The sequence below is a fragment of the Streptomyces sp. NPDC027962 genome, from assembly GCF_055566095.1.
This window is the reverse complement of the sequence record NZ_JBVHTA010000018.1, coordinates 96,959-123,126: the sequence shown is the minus strand read 5'-3', so window position 1 is coordinate 123,126 and position 26,168 is coordinate 96,959. Positions and strand designations below refer to the sequence as shown.

General features: G+C 68.9%; 28 protein-coding genes and 1 pseudogene. 11 read left to right on the top strand and 18 right to left on the bottom strand.

The genetic code is table 11. From position 1 onward, the window contains the following. Positions 1-6: 6 nt before the first annotated feature. A complete protein-coding gene (locus tag ACZ4SA_RS19000) occupies positions 7-1,032 on the bottom strand; it encodes an NAD(P)-dependent alcohol dehydrogenase (RefSeq protein WP_468275729.1) in 1,026 nt (341 codons plus the stop codon). 179 nt (positions 1,033-1,211) lie between these two features. Between ACZ4SA_RS19000 and ACZ4SA_RS18995 the strand changes: the two genes are divergently transcribed. Both ACZ4SA_RS18995 and ACZ4SA_RS18990 read left to right on the top strand, forming a co-directional pair. Then, positions 1,212-2,996, top strand: coding sequence for a sigma-54-dependent Fis family transcriptional regulator (locus ACZ4SA_RS18995; RefSeq protein ID WP_468275727.1), 1,785 nt, complete (start codon positions 1,212-1,214; stop codon positions 2,994-2,996). A gap of 131 nt (positions 2,997-3,127) precedes the next feature. Further along, positions 3,128-3,265, top strand: a complete 138-nt coding sequence (locus ACZ4SA_RS18990) for a hypothetical protein (protein WP_468275724.1) — start codon at positions 3,128-3,130, stop codon at positions 3,263-3,265. A 185-nt stretch (positions 3,266-3,450) separates the two neighbouring features. Here ACZ4SA_RS18990 and ACZ4SA_RS18985 read toward each other — a convergent pair whose 3' ends face one another. Both ACZ4SA_RS18985 and ACZ4SA_RS18980 read right to left on the bottom strand, forming a co-directional pair. Then, positions 3,451-4,272, bottom strand: coding sequence for an SCO6745 family protein (locus tag ACZ4SA_RS18985; protein WP_468275721.1), 822 nt, complete (start codon positions 4,270-4,272; stop codon positions 3,451-3,453). 5 nt (positions 4,273-4,277) lie between these two features. Next, positions 4,278-5,159: an alpha/beta fold hydrolase gene (locus ACZ4SA_RS18980; protein WP_468275718.1), complete on the bottom strand. Its 882-nt coding sequence runs from the start codon at positions 5,157-5,159 to the stop codon at positions 4,278-4,280. A gap of 250 nt (positions 5,160-5,409) precedes the next feature. Between ACZ4SA_RS18980 and ACZ4SA_RS18975 the strand changes: the two genes are divergently transcribed. The 6 genes from ACZ4SA_RS18975 to ACZ4SA_RS18950 all read left to right on the top strand — a co-directional run bounded on the left by ACZ4SA_RS18975 (position 5,410) and on the right by ACZ4SA_RS18950 (position 9,870). Then, the gene (locus tag ACZ4SA_RS18975; protein ID WP_468275716.1) at positions 5,410-5,625 is read left to right on the top strand and encodes a hypothetical protein; all 216 of its coding nucleotides are present in this window, start codon (positions 5,410-5,412) and stop codon (positions 5,623-5,625) included. 101 nt (positions 5,626-5,726) lie between these two features. Next, a complete protein-coding gene (locus ACZ4SA_RS18970) occupies positions 5,727-6,353 on the top strand; it encodes an HAD family hydrolase (protein WP_468275714.1) in 627 nt (208 codons plus the stop codon). Positions 6,354-6,579: 226 nt separating this feature from the next. Then, complete coding sequence (locus ACZ4SA_RS18965; protein WP_468275712.1) at positions 6,580-7,266, top strand: TetR/AcrR family transcriptional regulator; 687 nt, start codon at positions 6,580-6,582, stop codon at positions 7,264-7,266. A gap of 638 nt (positions 7,267-7,904) precedes the next feature. Continuing rightward, entirely contained in the window at positions 7,905-8,267 is a 363-nt protein-coding gene (locus ACZ4SA_RS18960) for an SDR family NAD(P)-dependent oxidoreductase (protein WP_468275710.1), read from the top strand. 117 nt (positions 8,268-8,384) lie between these two features. Further along, a complete protein-coding gene (locus tag ACZ4SA_RS18955; protein WP_468275709.1) occupies positions 8,385-9,653 on the top strand; it encodes an acyl-CoA dehydrogenase family protein in 1,269 nt (422 codons plus the stop codon). Between the two features lies 1 nt (position 9,654). Continuing rightward, the gene (locus ACZ4SA_RS18950) at positions 9,655-9,870 is read left to right on the top strand and encodes an SDR family NAD(P)-dependent oxidoreductase (RefSeq protein WP_468275708.1); all 216 of its coding nucleotides are present in this window, start codon (positions 9,655-9,657) and stop codon (positions 9,868-9,870) included. Here ACZ4SA_RS18950 and ACZ4SA_RS18945 read toward each other — a convergent pair. From ACZ4SA_RS18945 to ACZ4SA_RS18930, 4 genes are all read right to left on the bottom strand, one after another. Beyond that, positions 9,863-11,182 carry an aldehyde dehydrogenase family protein gene (locus ACZ4SA_RS18945; protein WP_468275706.1) on the bottom strand — a complete coding sequence of 440 codons (1,320 nt, stop codon included), beginning with the start codon at positions 11,180-11,182 and terminating at the stop codon, positions 9,863-9,865. The genes ACZ4SA_RS18950 and ACZ4SA_RS18945 overlap by 8 nt on opposite strands. An 80-nt stretch (positions 11,183-11,262) precedes the next feature. Further along, positions 11,263-11,967, bottom strand: coding sequence for a type 1 glutamine amidotransferase domain-containing protein (locus ACZ4SA_RS18940; protein ID WP_468275703.1), 705 nt, complete (start codon positions 11,965-11,967; stop codon positions 11,263-11,265). 143 nt (positions 11,968-12,110) lie between these two features. After that, positions 12,111-13,037 (bottom strand): NADP-dependent oxidoreductase, encoded by a 927-nt coding sequence (locus ACZ4SA_RS18935; RefSeq protein WP_468275700.1) that lies wholly within the window; start codon positions 13,035-13,037, stop codon positions 12,111-12,113. A 72-nt stretch (positions 13,038-13,109) separates the two neighbouring features. Continuing rightward, on the bottom strand, positions 13,110-14,609 hold the full coding sequence (locus ACZ4SA_RS18930; protein ID WP_468275697.1) for an MFS transporter: 1,500 nt from the start codon (positions 14,607-14,609) through the stop codon (positions 13,110-13,112). A 150-nt stretch (positions 14,610-14,759) separates the two neighbouring features. Here ACZ4SA_RS18930 and ACZ4SA_RS18925 point away from each other — a divergent pair, with 150 nt between their 5' ends. Next, a complete protein-coding gene (locus ACZ4SA_RS18925) occupies positions 14,760-15,230 on the top strand; it encodes a MarR family winged helix-turn-helix transcriptional regulator (protein WP_468275695.1) in 471 nt (156 codons plus the stop codon). A gap of 41 nt (positions 15,231-15,271) precedes the next feature. Beyond that, positions 15,272-15,754 (top strand): annotated as a pseudogene (locus tag ACZ4SA_RS18920) (IS5 family transposase); the annotation flags it as partial. A 26-nt stretch (positions 15,755-15,780) separates the two neighbouring features. On the opposite strand, the gene ACZ4SA_RS18915 reads toward ACZ4SA_RS18920, so the two are convergent. Next, entirely contained in the window at positions 15,781-16,530 is a 750-nt protein-coding gene (locus ACZ4SA_RS18915) for a MerR family transcriptional regulator (protein ID WP_468275693.1), read from the bottom strand. Positions 16,531-16,577: 47 nt separating this feature from the next. Between ACZ4SA_RS18915 and ACZ4SA_RS18910 the strand changes: the two genes are divergently transcribed. Continuing rightward, positions 16,578-17,054 (top strand): DUF6194 family protein, encoded by a 477-nt coding sequence (locus ACZ4SA_RS18910; RefSeq protein WP_468275779.1) that lies wholly within the window; start codon positions 16,578-16,580, stop codon positions 17,052-17,054. Positions 17,055-17,352: 298 nt separating this feature from the next. Here the strand turns inward: ACZ4SA_RS18910 and ACZ4SA_RS18905 are convergent, their stop codons facing one another. The 10 genes from ACZ4SA_RS18905 to ACZ4SA_RS18860 form a co-directional block, all read right to left on the bottom strand. Then, complete coding sequence (locus ACZ4SA_RS18905) at positions 17,353-17,865, bottom strand: GNAT family N-acetyltransferase (protein WP_468275691.1); 513 nt, start codon at positions 17,863-17,865, stop codon at positions 17,353-17,355. A gap of 174 nt (positions 17,866-18,039) precedes the next feature. Beyond that, positions 18,040-18,918, bottom strand: a complete 879-nt coding sequence (locus tag ACZ4SA_RS18900; protein WP_468275689.1) for a helix-turn-helix transcriptional regulator — start codon at positions 18,916-18,918, stop codon at positions 18,040-18,042. Continuing rightward, complete coding sequence (locus ACZ4SA_RS18895; protein ID WP_468275686.1) at positions 18,906-19,469, bottom strand: hypothetical protein; 564 nt, start codon at positions 19,467-19,469, stop codon at positions 18,906-18,908. Before ACZ4SA_RS18895 ends, ACZ4SA_RS18900 begins: the two co-directional genes overlap by 13 nt. A 132-nt stretch (positions 19,470-19,601) precedes the next feature. After that, positions 19,602-20,405 carry an SDR family NAD(P)-dependent oxidoreductase gene (locus ACZ4SA_RS18890; RefSeq protein ID WP_468275684.1) on the bottom strand — a complete coding sequence of 268 codons (804 nt, stop codon included), beginning with the start codon at positions 20,403-20,405 and terminating at the stop codon, positions 19,602-19,604. Continuing rightward, a complete protein-coding gene (locus tag ACZ4SA_RS18885; protein WP_468275682.1) occupies positions 20,402-21,001 on the bottom strand; it encodes a carboxymuconolactone decarboxylase family protein in 600 nt (199 codons plus the stop codon). Before ACZ4SA_RS18885 ends, ACZ4SA_RS18890 begins: the two co-directional genes overlap by 4 nt. Before the next feature lie 152 nt (positions 21,002-21,153). Continuing rightward, positions 21,154-22,434 (bottom strand): ABC transporter substrate-binding protein, encoded by a 1,281-nt coding sequence (locus ACZ4SA_RS18880; protein ID WP_468275680.1) that lies wholly within the window; start codon positions 22,432-22,434, stop codon positions 21,154-21,156. A gap of 5 nt (positions 22,435-22,439) precedes the next feature. Further along, positions 22,440-23,537, bottom strand: coding sequence for a branched-chain amino acid ABC transporter permease (locus tag ACZ4SA_RS18875; protein WP_468275677.1), 1,098 nt, complete (start codon positions 23,535-23,537; stop codon positions 22,440-22,442). Next, positions 23,534-24,415 carry a branched-chain amino acid ABC transporter permease gene (locus tag ACZ4SA_RS18870; RefSeq protein ID WP_351977215.1) on the bottom strand — a complete coding sequence of 294 codons (882 nt, stop codon included), beginning with the start codon at positions 24,413-24,415 and terminating at the stop codon, positions 23,534-23,536. The genes ACZ4SA_RS18875 and ACZ4SA_RS18870 overlap by 4 nt, the downstream gene beginning before the upstream one ends. A gap of 5 nt (positions 24,416-24,420) precedes the next feature. Beyond that, positions 24,421-25,224 carry an ABC transporter ATP-binding protein gene (locus ACZ4SA_RS18865; protein WP_468275675.1) on the bottom strand — a complete coding sequence of 268 codons (804 nt, stop codon included), beginning with the start codon at positions 25,222-25,224 and terminating at the stop codon, positions 24,421-24,423. Further along, entirely contained in the window at positions 25,221-25,979 is a 759-nt protein-coding gene (locus ACZ4SA_RS18860; RefSeq protein WP_468275673.1) for an ABC transporter ATP-binding protein, read from the bottom strand. Before ACZ4SA_RS18860 ends, ACZ4SA_RS18865 begins: the two co-directional genes overlap by 4 nt. Positions 25,980-26,168: the final 189 nt, after the last annotated feature.

The window sequence follows — 26,168 nt, the reverse complement described above, 5'->3', positions numbered from 1 at the left end:
CGACCGTCAGGGAATCAAGATCGCTCTGCCGCGCACGGCACCGGCGGACAAGTCGTCGAGGGCGTCCTTGAAGGACGCGAGGGGGTACCGCTGGGTGTGCAGGCCGACCTTGCCCTGGGCTGCCAGCACCATCAGCTCGGACAGGTCGTTGTAGGACCCCACGAGGTTGCCGATGAAGTTGATCTCGGTGGAGATGACGTCGATCGTCGGAACGTCGAGCCGGCCGCCGTAACCGATCACGTAGTAGTTGCCGTTACGGCGCAGGCAGGCCACGCCCGTCTCGACGGCACCCCCTTCGCCGACGAAGTCCAGAACCGCCTCCGCCCCGTGCCCTCCGGTGAGTTCGCGTACGCGGTCGGTCTCACTGCCGTCGGCGACCAGCGTGTGTTCGGCCCCCAGCTCCTTGGCGAGGGCGAGGGCATCCGCGCTCCGGTCGATCACGATGATCTCGACCGGAGAGAGAGCCCGGAGCACTTGAATGCCGATGTGCCCGAGGCCCCCGGCGCCGATCACCACGGCCCGGTCACCCGGTCGCAGGATCCGGGCCGCCTTGGCGACAGCGTGGTACGCCGTGAGCCCGGCATCGGCCAGAGCCGCCACCGAGGCCGGCTCGAGGGACGGGTCGAGTGTCACGACCGAGCGGGCGGTCGTCTTCAGGTACTCGGCATAGCCCCCGTCGGCGTCGATCCCCGGGAAGGCCGAGCTCATACAGTGCACGTCGTCGCCGTCCCGGCAGGCCCGGCACAGACCGCAGGTGACAAGCGGGTGCAGGATGACCGGGTCGCCGGCCTTCACGTTGGTGACGGCCTGCCCAACCTCCTGCACCCAGCCGGCGTTCTCATGGCCGATGGTGTATGGCAGGACAACCCCGCTCTTGGCGGCCCACTGTCCTTCGAGAATATGGAGATCGGTGCGGCATACCCCCGCACCTCCCACCTTCACGATCACATCCAGCGGACCGGTGATCTGCGGGTCCGGCACATCCACGAGCACTGGCGGCTCGTCGTACTCGATGACCTGCACGGCTTTCATGGCGCTCCCTGCGAATCGGCGGGTGGATGGTGCGCCGATTACACAGGCCGCTGACCGCAGGCCGATGTCTCAGAAACGGTCTGCGGATGTCTCAATGTGATACACGCCATAGGCGCGGCGTCATCGAGCTGTTCCAATCAGTCCATCGAGGGATGACGCGCGTGATACGGAAGTGTTAAATGCCCCGACGTCGACCTGGCAGTTCACTGACAGCAGCCAGAGAGCTGTACCTGGAAGTCACCAAGGATCCGAGCGCCCGCCCGCTCGTGGTCGCCTCGTGGCAGCGCTCGATCGAGTACGAGGTGAAGTCGAGCTGCATCAACGCTCCGTACCTCGAGAATCCCAATCTGGACAGCCCGCTCGCCAGGGCGGCGCTGCCGATCGTGAACAGGCTGCACGAGCAGCTTGCCGACGACCCGGTGTCCACGATGATCACGGACCGCGACGGCGTGGTGCTGTCCCGCAAGCTCTCCCACGAAGGTCTGACGACGCGGCTCAACCGAGTGCAACTGGCCCCGGGCCACGTGTTCGCCGAGCGCTATGTGGGCACCAACGGCATCGGGACCGCGCTCGCCAGTGGCCGTCCGGTCATGATCGCGGGAAGCCAGCACTACGTCGAGGAACTGCGGGACTTCCACTGCGCGGCCGTGCCGATCCTGCATCCTGTCCGGCGCACGCTGCTGGGAGCCTTCAACCTGACCACGGTCCGCCAGGGCTCCGCCGGGATGCTCATGGCCCTGGCCCGCTCGGTCGCGGGCCAGATCGAAGGTGAGATTGCCGCAATCAGCTCGCGACGGGAGCGGGCCCTTTTCCAGGACTACATGGACGCGTGCTCCTCGGTGCGCCCGGGACCTGTCCTGGCCCTCAACCGTGAAGTCGTCATGATGAACGAGCAGTTGAGATCAGCCGTGACAGGGCCGGATCACTACGCGCTCCTCGACCACGCACGGGAGATCGCCGCCGATGCCCGGTTCGAAGGAACACGGAGTATCGCCCTCCCCTCCGGACGAGTCGCCGAACTCCGGGTCAGCCGCAGCCGGCGTGAGGACAGCGACGCGGGCGCCGTCTTCCGGGTCCGGGTCATCGGGCGTCCCCAGCCCGGACCCGCTCTTTCCGCCGGCCCCGGACGATCAGGCCTGGGGCTGGTGGGCTCCTCCCCGCAATGGCTGCGCGCGGTTGCCGAGACCGAGGCGGCGTTCGCCGCCGGATCCTGGCTTCATCTCGTGGGCGAAGCCGGTGCCGGCAAGCGGACGCTGGTACATGCCGTCCACCGAGCCCACAATGCCGGGCGCCGACTCGAGATGGTGGAAGCGCCACTGTCGGAGTCACCGCACGCCACCGAGCACTGGCTGCGCGATGTCCGCGAGCTGCGGTCCAGGCCGTCGACCGTGGTCGTACTGCGCGATGTCCACCTGCTGGGAGATCAGCTGCGCCGGCAGCTGACAAGCCTCCTGGCACACCCCGACGCGCCCCCCACCGGGCAACTGATCATGACCAGCCAACCGTCCATGGTCACGACCGACGACGAGCTCGACCGTCTGTGTGGCGCCTCGGTGGAGGTGCCCCCCCTCCGCCATCGTTATGGCGACATCGAGCACCTGGTTCGGTTCTTCCTGCTCAAATATCAGCCAGGCGGAGAGAGCGGCTGCTCCCCGGATGCGCTGGCGATGCTGGAGCGCTGCCCCTGGCCGGAAAACGTCCGGCAGTTGGAGTCGGTGATCCGCGGCCTCGCACGGCGCCCGATCGGCGGGATCATCCAAGTGCAGGATCTCCCGCCGGAATGCCGGGTGTCGTCCCACAAGGTCCTGACCACGATCGAAGCGCTGGAACGGGATGCCATCCTGCGTGGGCTGATGGACCGCAACTCCAACGTCCAGCGCACCGCACAGGACCTCGGCATCTCCCGCGCCACCATGTACCGCAAGATGCGACGTTACGGGATCGTCCCGTCGAGCCTCACCTAGGCTCGATCGCTGGTAGCACCCACCGGGATGCCTCGGGGTCTGCCAACCGCATTCGTTCCGCGGCCGGTCTGACTGCCGGTGTCGGTACCGCTGCGGCATCCCCTGCTCACTGCGCCTACTCCGCCGGTACCGTGGCAGCCCAGGCCGCCACCACCGCCTTCACCAACGGCAAGTTCGAAACCCCCACCGCCGCACCGAACTACTGGACGACCTTCTACGCGGGGCGGGCCATGGGCCTGCGGCAGGCCGAAGGCGGAGATGCGGTCTGAAGGACGGCGGCGTCTGGCAGGCTGCGGAGGGCAACCAGTCCGTGGACCTCAGCGGCGGCACCGCGGGCACAGTGTGTCGACTTCACGGTGTGGTCCGTCCGTTGTGGGCGGCCAGGGCCTTAGTCGGCCATGGCCGCCCAGTTCGAGCCGACCACCCCGAAACGGAGGCGGTGTGAGGGGCTCGGTCAGCCGATCTTGAGAAGGCCGGCGTCGACGACCGCGCGGCCGAAGGGGCTCGCGAGTTCGGCGAGGCGATCGCAGTCGGCGTCACCCAGGGCGGCGTAGGCGGGAAGGGCCAGGCGGTCGGTACGGTCCTCGATGTGCCGGCGCAGGCGTACGCCTTCCGGGCTGAGGGAGTCGCCCTCGAGGAGACCTCGTGTGCGCAGGTGCTCCGCGGTGTCGGCCCACTCCTCCTCGGGCCACGCGCGGCTTGCCTTGAGGAAGTCGACGGGTACGTCCCCGGTGGCAGCGTGCAGAATCAGGGACTCCAAGCCCCCGACGCCCTCGCTCAGCAAGCACGCGACATGGCCGTCGCCACGGAACTCCCGGAGCAGGGTCTGGGCATGCCACAGTTGCAGCACCGGTTCCTCCGGCCAGGGCAGCGCGGCATGGGCGGCGAACAGCGGGCGGCCCTGCGGATGTCCGCAGGCCGCCTCGGCGGCCCGGCGGGTCAGTGCCAGCACCTCGTCCAGAGCGGGGAGTTCGTGGATCCCGGCCCGCCGCAGGGCCTCGCTCGCGGCGGTGTGCCGCGCGTCCAGCACCTGCTGCGGCGTCGCCGCGTCCCAGGCTCCGCCGACGGCCTGGCGGACGAAAGCGGGATTGAAGTTGTAGAAGGTCGAGATGACCAGCTCGGCGGATGCTCGGCCGAAGGCGGCGCTCCGGGAGGCGAAGTACCCGGCGCGTCCGCTCAGTCCGAGGTCCGCGTACCGTCGCCTTCCCTCGGGTGCGAAGTAGATCATGGCGTGTACGGGCTCGAGTCGGCGCCAGGCTTCTCGCGCTGTCTTCATGAGGGTCACCTGTTCTGGGAGTCGGCAGTCGGGGACTTCGCTGTGGTTCCGTGATCGCCGTGCGCTCGCAGATGTTCGAGCAGGAGGAGGTTCAGCGTCTCGGGCGCCTCCTCCGGGACCCAGTGGCTGACGCCCTGGAGGGTCTCGAACCGGTAAGGCCCGGTGACCCACTGTCCGGTTTCCTGCGCGGCTGCCGGGCCGAAAGCGCTGTCCTGTGTGCTCCAGACGTACAGTGTGGGCACGTCGATGACGCCGATCGCGCCATCGGGCGGGCCGGCGCGGTACCAGTTCAGCGCCGCGGTGAGAGCGCCCGGTTGGGACAGGTGCCGCACGTAGGCCTCGGCACTGTCCTGCGGGACCTTTCCGGCGTAAGAGGCGCGAAGCGCCTCGGCATCGTCTGCGAGCATGTGTTCTTCAGTCGCGGGCGCTTCGCGCCAGTCGATCATGTAGCGCGATCGTTCTCGCTGGTCCTGGTCGGTACGCAGGGTGGTGGCCAGAGCACCGGGGTGCGGCGTCGAGACAACCGTCAGGGTACGTACGCGGCCGGGGTGGGCGTCGGCGGTCCACCACGCCACCGCGCCTCCCCAGTCATGGCCTACCAGGTCGAAGGACGCCCAGCCCAGTTCCTCCGTGATGGCGAGCACATCGCCGACCAGGGCGCCGATGCGGTAGTCCTCGGGCCGTTCGGGGCGGGCCCCGGGGGAGTACCCACGCTGGTCGGGTGCCACCACCCGGTGGCCGTGCTCGGCCAACGCCGCGATCTGCCGTTGCCACGCCAGCCCCGTCTGTGGGAAGCCGTGCAGCAACAGCACCGGGCGGCCCTCGGGTGGGCCCGCCACGGTCGCGTCGAACACGCCCGCAGAAGTGGAGATGCTCAGTTCGGTCACGATCCACCCCTTCATACCGACTGGTCGGTCAGCCTCCAGTCGTGGAAATGGATTGTCAAGGTCGAAGGCGGGCGCATTCCCGCAACGGCGACCGCACGCGGTGCTTTCCAGTCAGTGCTGCGGCGGGGCATGGTTGAACCTGACGCCAGATTCAACTATAACAACGGGAGGCTGGCTCCCGTCACCCTGCGGTCATGGCGCACGTCCTCGGAAATGGGGAGGCGGTCGCTGACTGCTCGCAGCGCCCCAGGTGGCATTCGCAAAGGCCGACCGGCATCGAGTCCGGCTCAGGGATCTCGGGACTCCGGCAGGCGGGATCTCGGTCGGCCATCCGTACGGAATGACCGGTGCCCGCCTGGTGGGGCACGCCCTGATCGAGGGCAAGCGCCGTGGCGTCAGGTACGTGGTGATCTCGATGTGCGTCGGCGGCGGAATGGGCGCAGCCGGGCTGTTCGAGGTCGCCTGAGGTTCGGCTCCCGGCTGGGGCGCCGGAGGGACATGGGCTGCCGTCGCATGAGGCCGGTGGGAAGTCGGCCGCAAGAGAGAGTGAGTACTGTGTCGAAAGTGGTGGAAAAGGCCCGAACCGCCGTGCTCGTGGACTTCGGCGGGGTCATCACCTCCAGTGTGTTGCGGGCTTTCACCGACTTCGGTGCCTCGCTCGGCGGCGACCCGCGCCTGCCGCTCGACCTCCTGAGCCGGGATCAGCCGTCACGCACCCTCCTGGCCGATCACGAGTCTGGCCGTATCGACGCGGAGGCCTTCGAGCGAGGGTTCGCCGAGCGTCTCCTCGTCCACGGCGCCGACGTACAGGCGGAGGGGCTCACGGCCCGGATACAAGCGGGAATGTCGATCGATCAGGACGTGCTCGCCCTGCTGGATGATCTCCGCGTCGCCGGGTACCCCGTGGGGCTGGTATCCAATTCGTTCGGGACCGGAACCTACGACGGCGTCGATCTCGCCGCCGTGGCCGACGCGGTCGTCATCTCCGCCGAGGTCGGGATCCGCAAGCCTTCCCGGCGGATTTACGCGATCGCATGTGAACGCCTCGGCGTCGCCCCCGAGGAAGCAGTCATGATCGACGATCTGCAGCAGAACCTCGACGGAGCGGCGCGGATCGGAATCGAGGGCGTGCTGCACACCGGTGCCGCCGACACCCGCCGCCAACTCGCGGAACGCTTCAGGATCATCGCCTGACCGATCGATCGACCGGTCGCGGGGATCGGTCGTGCCTGGACCCGCACCGCGTCACCTGCGTCGGTGCGGTACTTCCCGCGGCAGCGGTCGTCGAGCGCCTCGCCGGTGAGTACGCCGAGGCGAAGCGCCGGCTTCAGCGCATAGGACGGTGAACGGCGCAGCCGCACGAGCCCGCGCACCGCACGTACTTATGAGTCTGGCGTCGGATTCAAGTACACTCTCGGGGATGGACACCACCGCGCCCGAGGACAGCGAGAAGGCACCGCCCATGGCGCCCAGCTCGCCACTTCGCGAGCCGCCGACAACAAAACGCGGAGCGCGGACACGCGCCGCTTTGGTGCAGGCCGCGCGGAAGGTCTTCGAGAGGGACGGCTACCTCGACACCCGCCTGGTCGACATCGCCAAAGAGGCCCGATGCGCGACGGGGTCCTTCTACACCTACTTCGCCAACAAGGAAGAGGTGCTTGCCGCCGTCCTCCTGGAGGCGCAGGAGGACATGTTGCACCCTGGAGTGGGCCGGGTGCAGGATACCGACGATCCGTATGCGGTTCTCGAGGCGAGCAATCGCGCGTATCTCGAGGCATACAAACGGAACGCGAAGCTGATGCGACTGCTTGAGCAGGTCGCACAAGTGGAGCCGGTTTTCCGCGAGTTCCGAAGCCGGCGCACGGATGCGTTCATCCGCCGCAACGCCCGCGGCATCGTCGACCTGCAGGCGCGAGGTGTCGCAGACCGTGAGGTCGATCCGATGATGGCCTCCCGTGCGTTGTCGGGCATGGTCAGCGTCATGGCCTACAACGCCTTCGCGCTCGGCGAAAGGCAAGAAGAAGGTGCGCCGGTGGACTTCGAAGAGCTCGTGTCCACGGTCACCCGGCTCTGGGCGAACGCCCTGCGGTTCCCCGGCCACCGCTGAATCCGGCAGTAGCGCCGACTGGGGCGAAGCCTGCCGCCTACGGCGGTTCGAAGACTCTGGATCCTGGCGCCCGCAGCGGCGACGAAGAGCGGCCTGCCCGAGCCTTCACGCTCGTTGGCTCATCACACCTCGTGTCGCGGGCACCTTCTCGCCTTCTCCTCAAGCCGACCGATAACCGGCGGGGAACGGTACCTCGCCGTAGCCGTCGTCGAGGCCCAGGGCCAAGCCGTCGAACGCGGCGGTGGCGACGACACCGCCGGCGGGCCGGGTCGAGTCGGAGGCGTGCAGCCGGTCCGCGACGATGCCCGTCAGCGGGCTCGCAGCCGGCGCTCATGGCCGAGTGGGGCATCTCTCGCCTCCGCGAAGACCTTGACCCGCTTCTGGCCTTCCGTAGTGCCCGAGCCCCTTGCCGATCCGTTCGGCGAGCCGCTCGTACCTCTGGTGAGGGACGACAGGGCCGCGATGCCGACCGTGAAGCCTCTGGCCGCAGTTCAGTGGGACGAGGGGGCCTTCTCTACGGGGTGACGACTATTGAACTTGACGTCAGATTCAATTATACAGGTGGTCGGGACCACGGCCGCAGCATCTCGAGGGCCGTGCCCCCGGCACCGCACGCCTCGCCACGGAGAGGGTTCGTTGTGAACATTGCTCAAAGAGTCGCCGTCGTCACCGGTGGCGGCGGCGGCATCGGCGGCGCGCTGGTCGCGCGGCTCGCTCGCGAGGGTGCCCGGGTCGTCGTCGCCGACCTCGACGCCGACACCGCACGGGCGGTATCGGAGAGGGTCAACGCCGACCACCCCGGAAGCACCGTAAGCGCCGGCGCCGACGCGTCGGACACCGCCCGGATCCAGCAGTTGATCGCCCTCGCGGAGAGCGCGTTCGGACCGGGCGACCTCTACTTCGCGCCGCCGATCTCGCGACGCGCTGCTCCCCGGCATCCATGGCCGCCATCAAGAGCCAACTCCGCAACGACGCGAACGGCACCTACGCCGATTCCATGACCCGGGCGGAGGGCCTCATGCTCAAGGCCTTCCGCGGGGCCGATTTCGTCGAAGGCGTGGCGAGTCACCTCGACAAGCGCCCACCGAGTTTTCCCTCCCTACCCGTAAGGAGTTCGGATGTCCCTGTTTGAGACGTCGGATCGCGCCAAGAAGTACCAGGCGGATCTGCTCGCGTTCATGGATTCGCACATCTACCCCGCTGAGGAGGCGTACGACGAGCAGATGCGCGTGTCGGGTGACCCGCACTTCCATCCGCCGATCATCGAGGAACTCAAGGCGGAGGCGCGAAAGCGCGGACTGTGGAACCTCTTCCACCCGCACCCCGAGTGGGGCCCTGGGCTGACGAATCTCGAGTACGCGCCACTGGCGGAGATCATGGGGCGCAGCCACATCGCTTCGGAGGCGTTCAACTGCAATGCCCCGGACACCGGGAACATGGAGGTGCTCACCCTCTTCGGCACCGACGAGCACAAGGAGAAGTACCTCAAGCCGTTGCTCGACGGCACCATGGCCTCGGCGTTCGCGATGACCGAGCCGGCCGTGGCCAGTTCCGACGCCACCAACATCGAGCTGCGCATGGAGCGCGACGGCGACGAGTACCTCCTCAACGGCCGCAAGTGGTTCGCCTCGAACGCGATGCACAAGAACTGCAAGGTGCTCATCGTGATGGGCAAGACCGACCCCACGGCGGCCCCACATCGCCAGCAGTCGATGATGGTCGTCCCGATCGACGCCCCCGGAGTCACCGTCGTCCGGAACCTCCCGGTGTTCGGGTACGCGGATCGCGAGGGCCATGCGGAGATCACCTTCGAGAATGTGCGGGTGCCGGCCAAGGACGTCCTCAAAGGCGAGGGTGAGGGCTTCGCGATCAGCCAGGCACGGCTCGGGCCCGGTCGTATCCACCACTGCATGCGGGCGATCGGCGCGGCCGAGCGGGCGCTGGAGCTGATGTGCCGGCGTGCGCAGTCACGGGTGACGTTCGGTCGTCCCGTTGCCGACCGGTCCAATGTCCAGGACTGGATCGCGGAAGCGCGTATCGACATCGAGATGATCCGTCTGCTCACGCTCAAGGCCGCGCATCTGATGGACACGGTCGGGAACAAGGAAGCGCGCACCGAGATCGCGGCCATCAAGGTTGCCGCCCCGAACATCGCGTTGAAGATCATCGACCGCGCTATCCAGGTGCACGGGGGAGCAGGTGTGACCGAGGACTTCCCGTTGGCGATGATGTACGCGCATCTGCGGACCTTGCGGCTGGCGGACGGTCCTGACGAGGTCCACAAGCAGGCCATCGCCAGACACGAACTGCGGCGGTACCGCGACGGGGCCACCGCGGCGGCGAACGGCACGGGCACCTCGGGCGGCCACAAGGCAGCGGTGAGCTGAGATGGCAGGACTCGATCTCACCGGTCGCACCGCCGTCGTCACCGGCGCCTCGCGCGGTATCGGGCTGGCGATCGGCCAGGCCATCGCCGCGGCCGGCGCAAACGTCGTCCTCACCTCCCGGTCCCAGGAAGCGGCTGACGCCGCCGCGGCCCAGGTCGGGGGCACAGCCGTCGGCGTCGGCGCTCACCCGGTTGCACGGCTGGGGCGGATCAGCTGAGGGGCTTGGTGAGGACGGCTTTGCGGTGGCTGAAGGTCTCGATGGAGTAGCGGCCGTGGTAGCTGCCCATGCCGCTTTCCCCGACGCCCCCGAACGGCAGGTCGGAGATGGTGAGATGGGCCAGGGGCAGGCCGAACCCGAGGCCTCCCGAGGAGGTTTCGGCGGCCAACCGCTCCCGGGTGGTGTCGGAGTCGGTGAACGCATACAGGGCCAGCGGCTTGTCGCGGTCGTTGATGAAGTCGACGGCCTCGTCGAGCCCAGGCACCTCGACGATCGGGAGGATCGGGCCGAAGATCTCCTCCTGCATGACGGGCGCGTCCGGTGACACCTCGGCCAGGACGGTCGGCGCGATGTACTTGGCATCCCGGTCGTGAGCCCCGCCGGTGACCTGGCGGCCGGATTCGAGGAGGGCGGTCAGCCGGTCGAAGTGGCGTTCGTTGACGATACGGCCGTACTCCGGGGAGGCGGAGGCGTCCGGTCCGTACAGGCTCTCCACAGCCTTGGTGAGCGCGCCCTCCAGAGCGCGTGCGGTCTCGGGGTCGGTGAGCACGTAGTCCGGGGCGACGCAGGTCTGTCCGGCGTTGAGGAACTTCCCTGCCGCGAGGCGGGCGGCGACGGTGTCCAGATCGGTGCCCCGGTCCACGAACGCCGGGGATTTGCCACCCAGTTCGAGGGTGACGGGGGTGAGGTGCCGGGCGGCGGCGGCCATCACGATGCGGCCGACCGAGCCGTTGCCGGTGTAGAGGATGTGGTCGAAGCGCTGCTCGAGCAGGGCGGTGGTTTCCCGGACCCCGCCTTCGACCACGGCGACCGCGTCGGTGTCGAGGTACTGCGGCAGGAGGCGGGCCAGGGCGGCGGACGTGGCCGGGGCCAGTTCGCTGGGCTTGGCGACCACCGCGTTTCCCGCGGCCAGGGCACCGGCCACCGGGGCCAGCAGGAGCTGCGCCGGGTAGTTCCAGGGGGCGATGACCAGCACGACGCCCAAGGGGTCGTACTGCGTCCAGGCACTCGCCTCCCCGATGAACTCGGGGACGGGGGCCTGTTCGGGACGCAGCCAGCCGTCGAGATGCTCCAGGGTGTGGTCGATCTCGCGTATGACGAAGTCGATCTCGGTGCGGTAGGCCTCGGTGGAGCTCTTTCCCAAGTCGGCGTGGAGCGCCGCGGCGAATGTCTCCCCCTGTTCGGTGAGCAGGGTACGCATCCGGTGCAGCTGCCCGGTACGCCAGGACACGGGCTTGGTGGTGCCGGTGCGGAAGGTGGCGCGCAGACGGGCGACGAGCTCGGCGGGCTGCTCGGGCGCAGGGTTGTTCATGGTTCCCTCACAGGTGCGGTACGTGGACGGGGGCGCCGGGCCGCCGCGGGGCAGGCCCGGCGGCGGCGTCGGCAGGGGGGTCAGCCGCGGTTCAGGATGTCGATGACGTTCCGGGCGAGCTGTTCGGAGGAGGCCGGGTTCTGGCCGGTGTGCAGGTTGCGGTCCGTCACCACGTGTGCGGTGAACGGGGAAGCGGCGTGGAAGTCGGCGCCGAGTTCCACCAGGCGGTCCTGGAGCAGCCATGCGGCCTTGTCGGCGAAGCCGGCCATGGTCTCCTCGTCGTTGGTGAAGCCGGTCATGCGGTAACCGGCGAACGGCCAGCTGCCGTCCTCGCGCCGGGCGGCGAGCAGGGCCGCGGGGGCGTGGCACAGCACCGCGAGCGGCTTGCCGGAGTCCAGCGCCGCGGTGAGGAGGCGGCCCGAGGCGGCGTCGACGGCGAGGTCCTCCATGGGGCCGTGGCCACCGGGGTAGAGGACGGCGGCGTACGCGTCGAGGTCCACCTCCTCGAGCTTGACCGGGTTCTCCAGTTCGGCGCGGATGGAAGCCAGGTACGCGGCGATGGCGTCGGCCTGCTCCTTGCCGCCGGTGGACTCGGCGGCAAGGCTGACGGCGTCGACGGTCGGAGCGACGCCGCCGGGCGTGGCGACGGTGACGTCGAACCCGGCCTCGCGCAACAGCCGGTGCGGTGTGGCGAGTTCCTCGGCCCAGTAGCCGGTGGGGTGCAGGGTGCCGTCGGCGAGTGTCCAGTGGTCGGAACCGGTGACGACGAACAGAACTGCGGTCACAACTGTCTCCTTCGGGAGGTGCGCGCGTCGCGCGGGGGTGGGGGGCTTCTCGTCCGGCAGGGGGTGTGCCGGCGATGGCGTGCGGGCAGTGGCCGGCTCAGCCGGCAGGGGGGTGCCGGCGATGGCGTACGGGCTGGGGCGGCTCAGCCGATGGTGACGATCACCTTGCCGCGGGTGTGACCCTCCTGGTTGAGCCGCTGGGCGTCAGCGGCCTGCTCGAGCGGGAACGTCGCGGCCACGTCCACGCGCAGCTGTCCCCGCTCCGCGAGGACAGTGAGCGCCTCGAGGTCCTCGGCGTCGGGCCGGACGAAGACGTACCGGCCCCCGAGGCCGAGGACGGCGCCGTCCGCGACGGATGCCAGCCGGCCGCCTTCGGCGAGCAGTCCCAGGGAGAGCTTCAGGGCTTCGCCGCCGATCAGATCGAGCACGGCGTTCACACCCTGCGGCGCCAGTGCGTTGACACGGTCGGTGAGGCCCTCGCCGTAGGCGACCGGCTCGGCTCCGAGCCCGCGCAGGTAGTCGTGGTTGCGCTCGCTCGCGGTGCCGATGACACGGGCGCCGAGCGCTCGGGCGATCTGTACGGCCGAGGAGCCGACCCCACCCGCCGCGGCGTGCACCAGTACGGTGTCGCCGATGCCCACGTTCAGCGCGCGGGTCAGCGCCTGGTAGGCGGTGAGACCTGCCAGCGGGATGCCGGCGGCCTCCTCGAAGGAGAGGTTGGCGGGCTTGCGGGCGAGCGTACGGACCGGGGCGGCGACATATTCGGCGAAGGTGCCGCGGGAGACGAAGTCCTCACGGACGTAGCCGATCACTTCGTCGCCCGGGGCGAACTCGGTGACCGAGACACCGGTCTCTTCGACGACGCCTGCCACGTCCCAGCCGGGGACGACGGGGAAAACGGTGTCCATGACGCCGTCCAGGTATCCGGCCTGGATCTTCCAGTCGACCGGGTTGACGGAGGCGGCCTTCACGCGGACCAGGACGGCGTCCGGGGCGAGCTTCGGGTTCGGGACGTCGCCGTATTCCAGGACGTCCGGGCCGCCGTAGGCGCGGTAGGTGATGGCCTTCATGGTGGTGCTCCTTGCTGTGGTGGTGCGGTCGTGCGGTGGTGCAAGATCGCAGAGGTGCGGATCGTTGGGTCGTCAGGCAGCCGCAGTGGCGACAGCCGGCTCGGGGGCAGGTTCGGTGACGGGCCGGTGTTCCGGACGGGGCGCCTGCCGCTGCCGCTTCAGGCCGAGCAGTGCGATGGCCAGGACGAAGGCGAAGGCGGCACCGGCGATGGTGAAGCTCAGGGTGAACTGGCTCTCGGCAGGCAGCGGGGGCACTCCGGCCGGAAGGTTCTCGATGGTCCTGGAGGCGAGCAGCGTCGTGATCAGCGCACTGCCGATCGAGCTTCCGACCGAGCGGGAGATGGAGTTGATGCCGTTGGCGACGCCGGTCTGGTGGGGCGGCACTCCCGCGACGATCAGTGCGGGCATCGCGGCGTAGCCGAGGCTGATGGCCGTTCCGACGGCCATTCCGGCGCCGATCACCGAGGGGGTCGAGGAGTGAGCGGCGGCCAGCCACGCGAAGCCGGCCGTGCCGATCACCGCGCTGAGCGCGAGGGTGAGGCGTGGGCCGATCCTGCGGATCAGCAGGCCGCCGAACTGGGAGGCGACGAGGGAGGCGATCGTGCTGGGCAGCAGGTACTCGACCGAGGCGCGGAGAACGGATGCGCCGAAGCCGTAGCCCGCGATGTCCTGCGGTATCTGAGCCAGATAGGAGACGCCCAGGAACTGGGCGAACATCCCGAATCCGACGAAGAGGCCCGCGAGGTTGCTGAACAGTACCGGGCGGTGGAGGAACATCCTCATGTCGACCAGTGGTTCGCGTACGCGGTTCTCGGTGAAGGCCCAGACACCGGCCATGACGATCGCTCCGGCGAAGCTGCCCAGAGTGCGGGCGGAGGTCCAGCCCCACTCGTGACCCTGCGAGATCGGCAGCAACAGCAGGACCAGGAAGAGCCCGAGGGTGAGGGCGCCGAGGATGTCGGTGCGCCCTCCGGTCCTGGTGCGGCTTGCCGGTACGAGGAGGACGACGGCGACGAGTGTGGCCAGAGCCAGCCCGGCGGCCAGCCAGAAGACGGGGTGGTAGTCGGCGTTGTCGCCGCGGGTCAGCAGGCCGGTGGTGACCAGCGCGAAGCCGCTGCCGAACGCCAGGGTGCCGCTGACCAGTGACATCGCTCCGGGCAGCCGGTGGGCGGAGACCTCCTCGCGGAGTACCGAGAGCGCGAGCGGGAAGATCGCCGTGGCGGCTCCCTGGAGAACGCGGCCGACGATCAGCCAGAGAAGCGAGTCCGTGGTGGCCGCCAGGACCGAGCCGGCGATCATCACCACCAGCACGCCGATGAGGGTCGGCTTCTTCCCGTGCTGGTCGCCCAAGCGGCCGAGCAGGGGAGTGAAGACGGCTGCGGAGAGCAGGGTCGCGGTCGTGACCCAGCTGACCTCGGCGGCACTGCTGCCGAGGCTGGTCCCGATCAGACCGAGTATCGGGATCACCAGTGTCTGCATCATCGACACGACCATGGCTGCGAGGCTCAGGACGAGAACGACTGCGATCTCACGTCGGTGTCGGCCGGGCGACGGGGCAACGGTTCGGGACACGGGTGCTCTCTTCGGGGCGGGGGCCGGGCGGGAGCCCGGAGAAGGGCTCGGCTCGAAACAGTTAGATGCTTGATGAACTCAAGCAACGACGTAGAAGGTAAACGTCAATGGTTGAGGAAGTCAAACTTTGAGTTCATCTAAACTGGAGACATGTCCCGAATCCCCGCCCCGCACCCGGCACCCGAAACCCCTGACCCGAAGGGGAGCGGCCCCACTCACGTCGATCTCCTGGAGCGCCTGGCGCGCGCCGCTGCCGGCTACTACCGGGACCTCGCAGCGGCGGCCGCGGTGCAGGGGCTCACCATGACGCAGGCCAAGATGCTCATCCTGCTCCGGCAGCCACTGCCGATGCGCGCTCTCGCAGGACTGCTCGCCTGCGACGCTTCCAACATCACCGGGCTTGTCGACCGGCTGGAGGCTCATGGACTGGTCTCCAGGCACCTCGACCCGGCCGACCGGCGGATCAAGAACGTGGTCGCGACGGAAAAGGGCCTGGAGGCCGTCCGTGTGATCCGCGCCGATATGCGGGCCACCTCGGCGGCGTTCAACCGTCTCGACGACGAGGGCCGCCGCAGCCTCTATGAACTGCTGGGGCGCCTGCACCCCGACGGCACGGTCTGACCACCACCGCCGGGGCAGCTGAAGGTGGCCCGTTCCTCTTTGACCACGGGCTCGGACGCTCTCGGGGCGGGCTGACGACCAAGCTCCACCTGGCGGTCGAACAGGCCCAGAAGCCGATGTCACTGGTGATCACGGCCGGGCAGCGCGGTGACTCCGCGCAGTTCCAGGTGGTCCTGGGCCGTATCCGGGTGCCCAGACTCGGACCGGGCCGCCAGCGCACCCGCCCGGACAAGGTCCGCGCCGACAAGGCGTACGGCTCCCGCACGAACCGTGCCTACCTGTGCAAGCGCGGTATCCGCTGCACGATCCCGGAGAAGCGCGACCAGATCGCCAACCGCAAGTAACGCTGTTCGCACGGCGGCCGGCCACCGAAGTTCGACAAGACCGACTACAAAGGGCGGCACGTGGTGGAGTGCGGCATCAATCGCCTAAAACGCCACCGCGCGGTCGCCACTAGATACGACAAGCTCGCCGTCCGATACGAGGCGACCGTGCTGGTCGCGGCCATCAACGAATGGCTGTGACCAGCACTTTCGAAACGCGCCCTAGGCTAGGTGGTGGTCCGTTCCTGGTCGGACATGACGACGGCTGCGAGGTCTGCGCCTGCTCGGAGTAACCCCACGGTCTGTGAGGCGATTTGGTCGAGACGTTGTCGCAGGATGCGTTGGGTCTCTCCCAGGCCGTCGAGCTGGTGCAGGGAGCCCATGATCTCCCGCACTGCGAGAATGCTGTAACCGGTGCCGCGGAGGGCCGCAACGATTCGGGCCGCTCTGATGGCTGAGAGATCGTAGCGGCGTGCTCGCAGTGAGGTCACTCGCTCGGGGGTCACAAGCCCTTCCTGCTCCCAGAACCGCAGGGTCGAGGGACGTACATTGAGCGCCCCGGCGAGCTCTGTGATCGTCATCGCGTCCCTCTCTTGCTCGAACTCGGGTGTGTTCGCTTCGGCCTGGATCGCACGCAACGCTTGCTGAGCGCGCAGAGCCTCGTCTCGTTCCCGCGCGAGCCGAACATGAACCGCGTTGATCGCCGAGGCTGCCTGCGCGATCGTCCCTGTTCGCAGCTCCGCGAGCATCTGCCGGGCTGCGACAGGCCCAACGGCACCTGCGAGGCCTCGATAGGCGCGAAGAGCGTGCACGTGAATCGGTGTGTAGGAACGGTAACCGTTGCTCGATCGAGCGGCCGGCGGAATGACTCCCAGGCGCTCCAGGTCGCGAACCTGTTGCACCGAGTACCCCGACTCCCTGGCGACATCGACTGTTCGAAGCAGCACCCGTTGCGAACCGCTCACCGGCTCGTCCATCAGCCAACCCCACATAAGCACTTGAAGGTGATGCTTGAACCATGAGTATGGAACAGATCATCGCGGCCGTGCGAGACTTCGACGGCGCGCTCGTGGTTGTCCCGGAGCCGGGAGGCGACTTCCCCGAGCTCGCGTGGGGGGATGCGTTCTTCTACTACACCCCCGACGGCCACATGTCCCAGAACGCCCAGCCCTACGGGACGATCGTCATCAAGAACTACCCCGACGACGCCGTTTCCGACCTTGATCCTCCGGGCCGCTGGCGTGTGAACATTCACGTCGACCGGCCGACGTTCCGGGAGCTCACCGGGGAAGAGCCGCGCAGTCTCAGCCGCCCCCGCGACTACGCAGCCGCCGACAGCGTGATGCCGCACCCGGTATACGGCGCGCTCGGCTGGATCTCTGTCGTCAATCCCGGTGAGAGAACGACGGACACGGTCGTGCAGCTTCTGCGCGGCGCCCACGAGGCCTCTCGCGCCCGGTTCGAGCGGCGACACGAACCGGGGAGGTCGCTGGAGAAATGACTGACACGGCTCCAGAGCAAGCGGACTTGCTCCTGCCCGAATCCGACCGCCGCGAGCTGCACACGCGCTCGCGGTGCACAAGCACCTGCCCCTGCGCTACGCCCTCGCGGACCTCCCCTTGCCGGACGGGCAGACGATTGCCCAGGGCGAGGCGATCCTGGCCTCTTGTGCCGCGGCAGGCGCGAAGCCGTCTTCTCCGCGCTCGGACCGGATGGGAAATGAGGAGTGGGCCTTGTCGCCGGCCACGGCAGCGGGCCACAGTGCGGGGACCGCACGGTGGAGTTGTCGCCCAGCCGTGCTACAGCGGGACATGGATGTCGAGGACGGGTCCGACGGAGCGAGGGGGCGGTGCGTCCAGACTCTCCAGGACGTGGAGCATCGGTACGTTCTGCGCAGCGACCGCCGCGGTCAAGGTGTGGTGGCCCGCCCGGCGGGCCACCACGGCCGCGTGTGCGGCCAGGGCGGTGCCCAGCCCCTTGGACTGCCAGGCGTCCTCGACCAGCACGGCGAGTTCGCCCACCCCTTGCCGGTCGGTGCGCATCACGTTGGTCATGGCGATGATGTGGTCCATGCGCTCGGCAGGGGTGGTCACCAACGTGGTGCCGCGCCCCGGGTCGGAGAGCAGTCGCCATCCGGCGGGAGAGAGCTGGGGTTTGCCGGCGTGGTAGCGCAGGGCCCGGCTGCCCGGCGAGCAGCGGCGGTGCAGAGCCTGGATCGGTTCGAGATCGGCGGGTGTCACTTCGCGGGTCCTGGTGGCGGTGCCGTCGTTCAACGTGATCGGGTGCGCGGTGTCTAGGCCGGCGTCGGGCATGCGATGGTCTCCTGACAATGGCACACGTGACGGGCGTGCGGGCGGACCCCTCGGGACGGATGTCCGCTTCGGCACACGAGCAGTCTTTTGCCACTCCTCGTCCGACTCAAGGCGGGTTTGCGCCAAAGCGATTACGCATCGTATTTGTTTTGTCGCTCAACGGAGTCGGTGCGGTCAGTCGGAAGACAGCCTCCGGACGGACTCGGCGCCGAACGAGCGGATGAGTTCGGCGCGCGATGTGATGTGCAACCGCTGGAAGACGCGGCGAAGGTGGTAGTCGACCGTGCGCGGGCTCAGGCAGAGCCGAGCAGCCGCTTCCTTGTTGGTGGCGCCCGCGGCGACCAGGCGGACGATCTCGTGTTGACGTGCCGTCAGGCCTTCCGTCCCCACCGAGCCGGCGGGGAGGCTACTCTCCCCGGCTTCGGCAGTCGCGTTGTCACCGCTGGCGCGCAGCTCCGCACAGGCTCGGTCGAGCCACAGCCGGGCCCGGTGCCTGCGGAAGGTCTCCGCGGCTTCCCGGAGCTGGACACGGGATTCCGCCCGCCGTCGTTCGCGTATGAGGTACTCGCCGTAGAGGAGGGCGGTACGTGCCAGTTCAAGTTCAAGTTCAAGTTCACGTTCACGGGGCGGGTGCAGGCGTAGAGCGAGGCGGAAGTACTCCTCGGGGTCTCCGTCTGCCAGTACTGCGCGGCACTGGACCAACAGCGCGGTCGGCCAGCGCCGGCCGACCCCCTCCGCCCACCGCGCGAACGCTGCGGTGGCCCGTTCCGCCCGCGGGCGGAGCCCGGCCCGGACGGCCGCCTCCACATAGGCGGGCACCGCCTGGTGTGCGACACCGGGGTGCCCCGGTTTCATGCGGGTGATCCGACGCAGCTTCGCAGTTGCCTCCTCCCAGCGTCCAGAGGCGAGATCCACATGCGCCAGGCCCCACAGGCCAAGGGCGCAGGCGAGCCCGTTTCCGTGTTCCGCGGCGTCGTCGACCACCCGGTCCGCGTAACGCTCGCAGGTCTCGACGTCACCGGCGAGCCCGGCGGCGAGCATCAGCATCCCCATCGGGTTGCGTACACAGGTGAGCCGGCCTGTTCCGCGGGCTGGCCGCAGTGCCTCGGTCGCGTGAGCCGCGCAGAGTCCGGTCCGCTCAGCCAGCATTCGCTGTAGGCGAGGTACTGCATGGCGTGCGCAACTGTTGGGACGTCACCTGCCCTACGTGCCAGTGCCACCGCACATGCCGCCAGTGAACGAGCGTGGGCGTCGTCGGCGGTGAACAGTGCCCCATGGGCCGCCCAGGCGAGCAGGAGTGGGTCCTGCGCCTGCGCGGCATCTGCGATGTTCTCGCGCAGCCGGATACCGGCGGTGGGCAACCATCGTAACGACTCGGCGACTCCGAGGAGGCAGTGGGCGGCGAGCCGGGCGTCGGGCTCGGCCGGGACCTCGGATCCACCGAGAAGCGCGCGTGCTTGCCGGGCCGCCCGTACCGGCAAGTCCTCGTTTCCCGCGTAGAGGCCGGCCTCTCCTGCCGCGGCCAGTGCCTTGGCCGCGAGACGGGCGTCCTGAGCGACCCCCAGCCCGTCAGTAGCGGCTGTGCGGACCGCAAGCCTTCGCACAGGGCACGCCTTCGGCCCCCCGGCCCACTCCGGCCTGTCCCACGGTCACCGGCCGTCGGGTGCACATGCGCACCCTGAAGCGCTGGTGACCGTGGCTGGCGCGATGGGGACGTGGTCGCGCGGACCGCGCTGTCACACCGCGGTGAGACCACCGTCCACCACCAGGTTCTGGCCGGTGATGTAGGAGGCCCGATCGGAGAGCAGGAAGGTGACGGCCTCCGCCACTTCCCAGGCGGTGCCCTGACGGCCGAGCGGAATGCGGGCGAAGGAGGCCGTCCGGGAAGTCCGGTTCGCAGATGCTTGGCGGCCCATCGGCGTGTCGATCAGGCCGGGGACGACCATATTGGCGCGGATGCCTCGTGCTGCTCCCTCCCTCGCCACATGGCGGGTCAGCCCGAAGAGGCCGGCCTTGGAGCTGTCGTAGGCCGGAGAGCCGGTCGCGGCTCGCAGTCCGGCGACCGACCCGATGAAGACGACGGCGCCTTCATCTGCCATGGACGGAAGGCCGTGTTTGGCGGCGAGGAAAGGAGCACGCAGATTCAGGCCGAGGACCTCGTCCCATTCCTCGGGCGACGAGTCCGCCAGCCCGGAGCCGAGGCCCACCCCCACATTGACCACCAGCGCGTCCAGCCCGCCCAGAGCGCGGACCGCTTCGGCGACCATGGCGGCCGACTGGTCCGCGTCCGTGGCATCAGCGAACACGGGAACACCCAGGGCACCTTCGGCGGTGACCAGGTCAGCGGTCACGGCGGCTGCCGGGCGGAGGACGTCGGCGCATGCCACGTCCGCACCTTCGCGGGCGGCGAGAACGGCGATTGCCCGGCCGTTGCCGACGGGCGCCTGCGGGGAGTCGTCGGGACGCGTGCCCGCGCCGACGACCAGCACTTTGCGGCCCGCGAGTATGCGGGCGGCGCGGTCCCGTTCCGCCGCAATCACCGCTCCCGTTCCCTTCCGTCAAGGCCTGCGCTGTCGAAGCCCGGGTCCAGCTCCACACCGACGGAGTTCAAGAAGAACGCCACCATGTGGTACTGCCCGACCAGCATGGTGATCTCGATCATTTCCGCGTCGCCGAAGTGCTCGGTCAGGACTTCCCACGTGGCGTCGCAGAGCCACGCATCGCGGTTCAGCTCGTCCGCGGCCCGCATGAGACTCCTTTCGAGGGCGGTCCACCCGTCGGCCTCCGGGCCCTGGACGATGCGGTCGATGTCCGCGTCGGTCAGGCCCGACGCCTTGGCCAGGGGGACATGGCGTCCCCACTCGTACGGGGCGCCGGTGTTGTACGAGGTGCGCAGGATCAGCAGTTCACGGAACCTTCCCGACAGCCGGCCCCGGCGGAGCAGCTGACCTCCGAAGGGCATGAACTGTTCGTAGAGCTCGGGATGACGCACGAGAGTGGTGAAGATGTTCGGAACCCGGCCCCCCGGGTCCCGCGGGAGGGCGGCCAGCAGGTGGCGGGTCCGCGTATCCCAGTCGCCCTCGGGCAGGGGCACGAGTCGAAGGAGGGCGTTGCGCACAGGGTCTCGCTCCGGCATGGAGTCTCCAGGTGAAGTGCCCACGCGATGCAGGGACGGGTGGGTGGTTTCGGCCATTGCGTGGGCTCGTGTCTGTCGGGGGCATGGCAGGTCCGCGTGGGACCGGGAGGGCCGGCCGGTGTGCGCAACCGCCCCTCCCGGTCAGCTGGACGTCAGCCGGTCACGGGGCCGAACTTCTGCCGGGTGTCGAGGGGTTCTCCGAAGAGGACCCAGCGTTCCCCTTGGAAGCGCACGAGTTGCATGGTCTCGATGGGGAATCGGTCGTCGGCGCCGGTGTTCAGAGCGACGCCGGGGAGCAGCATGTCCACCTTGACGTCCTTGAGCTTTTGGACGGAGTCCCTCAGCCCTTCTCGCGTCGGGCATTCCATGGCGTCAAGGGCCTTGTGCAGGCTGGACGCCACGGCCCAGCCGTAGGCGTTGAACTGGATCGAGGGATCGGCGTCCGGGGCGTACTTCTTCATCGCCGCCCGGTAGGTCTTCATCTCCGCGTCGTCAGCCCACTGGGGGTCGGCAGGATCCTTGAAGTAGGTGGCGGAGACGACGCCCTGCACGCGCTTGAAGCCGACGGGCTTGAGCACGCTGGTCGACGCCGAGACGCTGTTGACGATGTGCAGCGGGTTCCACTTGGGGTTCTTCGCGTCCGCGGCCAGGGCCTGGCTGCCGAACTTGGGCGTGGTGATGTTCAGCAGTACATCCGCCTCGGAGCGAGCGAGGCTGGTCATCTGGGCCGAGACGGACGGGTCGGTGACCTCGTAGCTCTCCTCGGCGACGACCGTGACATCGCTGCCCTTGACGGCCTGTTTGAAGCCGCCCAGCAGGTCCTTGCCGAAGTCGTCGTTCTGGAAGAGCACGGCCACCCTGGCCTTCGGCTTCTCCTTCTTGAGGTAGTCGGCATACATACGGGACTCGGCCACGTAGTTGGGCTGCCAGCCCATGGTCCACGGGTGCCCGGTGTCCGTACCCCACTTGGAGGCGCCGGTGGCCACGAACGGCTGCGGCACCTTCTGCTGGTTGAGGTAGTCCCACACGGCTGAGGTGGAGGGCGTTCCCAGTGTCTGGAAAACGGCGAAGACCTTCTCCCGTTCCACCAGTCTGCGGGCTTCCTCCACGGCCTTCGGCGGCTGGTAGCCGTCGTCCCGGACGACGAACTCGACCTTGCGGCCGCCGATACCGCCCTTCTCCGCGTTGACGTACTTGAAGTATGTGCTGACGCCGTTGCCGATGGTGCCGTAGGCGGAGGCCGGTCCGGACATCGGGTAGATGCCTCCGAGCTTGATGCTCTTGTCGGTGATACCGGTGGTCTGCTGGCCCTTGCAGGCGCCGTCGGCAGAGGCGGCGGCATCGTCCTGTCCCCGCTGACTTGAGCAGGCGGTGGCGGTGAGCAGGGCGGCGATGCCCGCGGCGGCTGCCCGCAGGGTGGTGGTGTGGCGCATCCGGATCATCCCTTTCCAATGGTGGGCGGAGCGGTGAGGGGCTGGGGTTCGGGCTGTGGGGGACCGGTCTGTTCCGCGGGGGAGGCGGGCTCCGGTCGGCGGCTGGTGTGGCGGAGGTGTTCCACACACCGCCGGACCCCCTGTCGGGCGCGGGCAGCCAGGCCGGCCAGTCCCGTCGGGGCCAGATACATCACGGCGATGATCAGAAGACCGAAGACCACTCCTGGCGCGGCGGGGCTGATGTCCTGTGCCAGGTTCGGCACGTACATCACGAAAGCCGCGCCCAGCAGTGGCCCGTACACCGATGCCAGGCCACCCACGACGAGGCCGGCCAGCAGGGTGATGGACAGGTTGATGCTGAAGGAGTCAGGAGACACGAAACCGATCACCCAGGTGTACAGGCACCCGGCGACACCTGCGAACATCGCGCTCCAGGCGAAGGCGAGCGCCTTGTGGAAGGAGAGTCTCACCCCCATCACCTCCGCCGCGCTCTCGTTCTCCCGGATGGCGAGCAGCGCCCGGCCGACACGTGAGCGCAGCAGGTTGCGCACGACCAGCAGCGTGACCGCGGCGACGGTGAGGGTAAGGAAGTACAGCCACTGGTCCTCGGCAAGGCCGGTCCAGGAAGGCGGCTGCGGCTTGGGGACGGTCAGGCCCATGGAGCCGCCCGTCACGTGCTCGAACCGCTTCAGCAGCGGGGGCAGGAACACGGCGAACGCCAAGGTGACCAGGGCCAGGTAGAGGCCGCGGAGCCGTAGCGCGGGTACCCCGAAGCCCAGACCGAGGAGGAAGCATCCTGCGGCCGCGACCGGGAGCGTCGCCAGATGGCCGATGGTGAAGCGGTCGAGCATGACGGCCGCCGTGTAGGCACCCACGGCGAAGAACGCGCCGTGGCCGAGCGAGATCTGTCCGCCGTAACCGACGAGCAGGTTCAGGCCGGCCAGCACGACGGCGTACAGCAGCACCATGGTCAGCTGGAAGACCCGGAATGGGGCGAAGTAGTACGGCGTCGCGATCAGGGCGGCCGCGATGACCAGCGCCGCGAGCGGACGTGCCCAGCGCGCGGTGCGCGAAGCGTGCATCGTGAGTTCTCCCGTGCTCATGCCCGCTCCACCGCCGCCCGGCCGAACAGCCCCTGGGGCCGCACCAGCAGCACCACGAGGATGATCAGCAGCGGTACGCCGATCTTCAGGTCGGCGCCGACGAATCCGACGTAGGCCCCGGCCAGAGTCTCGGCCACGCCCACGACCAGCCCGCCCGCCACCGCGCCCACCGGGCTGTCGAAGCCGCCGAGGGTGGCGGCGGCGAAGGCGTAGATGAGGGCGCCGCCCATCATGTTGGGTTCCAGGAACAGCAGCGGGGCGACCAGGACGCCCGACAGTGCGCCGACCGTCGCGGCCAGCCCCCAGCCGAGCATCAGCACCCGGCCCATCCGGATGCCGGAGAGCCTCGCCGAGGCGGGATTGGCCGCGACCGCCCGCATCACCAGGCCGGTCCTGGTGTGCTGGAACAGCAGGTACAGCAGTCCCATCACCACTGCCACGACGCCGATGACGCCCAGCGTCGACCAGCCGATGCCGACCCCGGCCAGGGCGACGCTGCCTTCGGGGAACGGCTGAGGGAAGTCCTTCACGGTGAACGACCAGATCAGGCCCGCAGCAGCGTTGACGAAGATGAACAGGCCCACGGTGACGATGACGATGGTCAGCTCGGGCGCTCCCTCGACCGGCCGGATGAGCAGGCGCTCGATGAGCATGCCGCCCGCGAAGGAGATCGCGAGCGTGACCGGCAGGGCCAGCCAGAACGGCATCCCCGAGGCGACCAGCTGCCACGCCACGTAGGTGGAGATCATGGCGAGCTCGCCCTGGGCGAAGTTGACGATGCCGGTGAACCGGTGGATCAGCACCAGGGCCAGTGCCAGGCTCGCGTAGATCGAGCCGGCGCCCACTCCTTCCACGACCTGCTGGAGGAATTCGCTCACGACCCTCACCCGCCTTTCCGGGCCTGGACGGAGATGCCGAGGTACACCTCGGCGACCTGGCCGTCCTGGCGGATCTGATCGGCCGGGCCCGACAGCACCAGGCGACCCGACTCCAATACGTGCGCCTGATGCGCGATGTCCAGCGCGAGCTGGGCGTTCTGCTCGACGACGACCACGGTCGTGCGCTCCTCCTCGTTGACGGTACGGACGATCCGGAACAGCTCACGGGTGACGAGGGGCGCCAGGCCCAGCGAGGGCTCGTCGAGGAGCAGCAGTGCAGGACGGAGCATCAGTGCCCTGCCGACCGCGAGCATCTGCTGCTCGCCGCCACTGAGGCTGCCGGCCGCCTGGCGGGAGCGTTCGCGCAGTTTGGGGAAATAGCCGTAGACCCGCTCCAGGTCCGCTGCCACCGCCACCCGCTCGCTCCTGGCCCGGCGCCCTCGCCGGTGGCGCAGATACGCGCCGACGTGCAGGTTCTCCTCCACGGTGAGGTCGTTGAACGTGCCCCGGCCCTCGGGTACGTGCGCCACACCGAGTCGGGCGGTCTGTTCGGGAAGGCGCCCCAGCAGCTGGGCGCCGTCCAGCGTCACCGATCCGCGTCCCTTGACCATGCCGCTCAGCGCCCGCAGGGTCGTGGTCTTGCCCGCGCCGTTGGGCCCGAGGATCGCGCAGATCTCGCCGCGGCCGACAGAGAAGCCGATGCCGTGCAGGACACGGGCCTGCCCGTAGCCGGCGTGCAGGTCCGACACCTCGAGGAAGGCCCCTGTCATGGGTTCGCCGGCGGGAGAGTCCTTGACCTGCTCGCTCACGCCGCTGCTCCCAGGTAGGCCTCGATGACGGCCGGGTCACGCTGTACCTGTTCCGGCGGCCCGTCGGCGATCGTGCGTCCGAAGTCCAGGCACACCACGCGATCGCACAGTCCCATCACGAAGCCCATGTGGTGCTCGACCACGACCAGGGTGAGGTCGAAGTCCTCGCGCACCGCCCGGATCAGGTCGGCGAAGACCTCGACCTCGCCGTGGCTGAGGCCGTTGACCGGCTCGTCGAGCAGCAGCAGCCGGGGCTCCGCGGCCAGCGCCCTGGCCAACTCGACCCGTTTGAGGGTGCCGAAGGGCAGGCCGGAGGCGGGATGGTCCGCGACGTCGGCCAGGTCCAGCCGCCGCAGCAGTTCCTGCGCAAGGGAGTGCAGCCGCGCCTCCTCACGCCGCACCCGCGGCAGCCGCAGCGCGGCGGCGAGATACCCGGTGCGGCCCCGGTGGTGAGCGCCGACCATCACGTTCTCCCGGACCGTGAGGTGCTGGAACAGGCCCAGGTTCTGGAAGGTGCGCGCGATGCCGTGCCCGGCCACGGCGTGCGGTGGCAGGGACAGCAGGTCCTCGCCTTCGTAGCGCACCGTGCCCTTGTCGGGAGTGCACCGCCGGGTCAGACAGTTGAAGAGCGTGGTCTTGCCCGCTCCGTTGGGCCCGATGAGTCCCACGGCGGTGCCCTGCTCGACGGCGAATCCGACGCCGTCCAGAGCCGTGATTCCGCCGAAACGCATGGTGATGCCGTCGACCGTGAGCATGTGCTGCGCCCTTTCGACAAGGTCCCTGGGGGGTGGGCGAGCGCCACAGTAGGAGGGCCCCGTCTGCGCGGGCATTGGGTGTGACCACTCAACTTCGCGGCCGTCGCCCTGTGCGCCGCGCACAATCCGATATGAAGAACCGGTCCCGACCCTGTTGACCGGTCACGATTCGGCGACGACGATCGCGCC

Coding starts and splice junctions, on each gene's coding strand:
- ACZ4SA_RS19000 (WP_468275729.1), bottom strand. CDS start 1,032: ATGAAAGCCGTGCAGGTCATCGAGTACGACGAGCCGCCAGTGCTCGTG.
- ACZ4SA_RS18995 (WP_468275727.1), top strand. CDS start 1,212: ATGCCCCGACGTCGACCTGGCAGTTCACTGACAGCAGCCAGAGAGCTG.
- ACZ4SA_RS18985 (WP_468275721.1), bottom strand. CDS start 4,272: ATGAAGACAGCGCGAGAAGCCTGGCGCCGACTCGAGCCCGTACACGCC.
- ACZ4SA_RS18965 (WP_468275712.1), top strand. CDS start 6,580: ATGGACACCACCGCGCCCGAGGACAGCGAGAAGGCACCGCCCATGGCG.
- ACZ4SA_RS18955 (WP_468275709.1), top strand. CDS start 8,385: ATGTCCCTGTTTGAGACGTCGGATCGCGCCAAGAAGTACCAGGCGGAT.
- ACZ4SA_RS18950 (WP_468275708.1), top strand. CDS start 9,655: ATGGCAGGACTCGATCTCACCGGTCGCACCGCCGTCGTCACCGGCGCC.
- ACZ4SA_RS18945 (WP_468275706.1), bottom strand. CDS start 11,182: ATGAACAACCCTGCGCCCGAGCAGCCCGCCGAGCTCGTCGCCCGTCTG.
- ACZ4SA_RS18935 (WP_468275700.1), bottom strand. CDS start 13,037: ATGAAGGCCATCACCTACCGCGCCTACGGCGGCCCGGACGTCCTGGAA.
- ACZ4SA_RS18925 (WP_468275695.1), top strand. CDS start 14,760: ATGTCCCGAATCCCCGCCCCGCACCCGGCACCCGAAACCCCTGACCCG.
- ACZ4SA_RS18915 (WP_468275693.1), bottom strand. CDS start 16,530: ATGGACGAGCCGGTGAGCGGTTCGCAACGGGTGCTGCTTCGAACAGTC.
- ACZ4SA_RS18910 (WP_468275779.1), top strand. CDS start 16,578: ATGGAACAGATCATCGCGGCCGTGCGAGACTTCGACGGCGCGCTCGTG.
- ACZ4SA_RS18905 (WP_468275691.1), bottom strand. CDS start 17,865: ATGCCCGACGCCGGCCTAGACACCGCGCACCCGATCACGTTGAACGAC.
- ACZ4SA_RS18900 (WP_468275689.1), bottom strand. CDS start 18,918: ATGGGGATGCTGATGCTCGCCGCCGGGCTCGCCGGTGACGTCGAGACC.
- ACZ4SA_RS18885 (WP_468275682.1), bottom strand. CDS start 21,001: ATGCCGGAGCGAGACCCTGTGCGCAACGCCCTCCTTCGACTCGTGCCC.
- ACZ4SA_RS18880 (WP_468275680.1), bottom strand. CDS start 22,434: ATGCGCCACACCACCACCCTGCGGGCAGCCGCCGCGGGCATCGCCGCC.
- ACZ4SA_RS18875 (WP_468275677.1), bottom strand. CDS start 23,537: ATGAGCACGGGAGAACTCACGATGCACGCTTCGCGCACCGCGCGCTGG.
- ACZ4SA_RS18860 (WP_468275673.1), bottom strand. CDS start 25,979: ATGCTCACGGTCGACGGCATCACCATGCGTTTCGGCGGAATCACGGCT.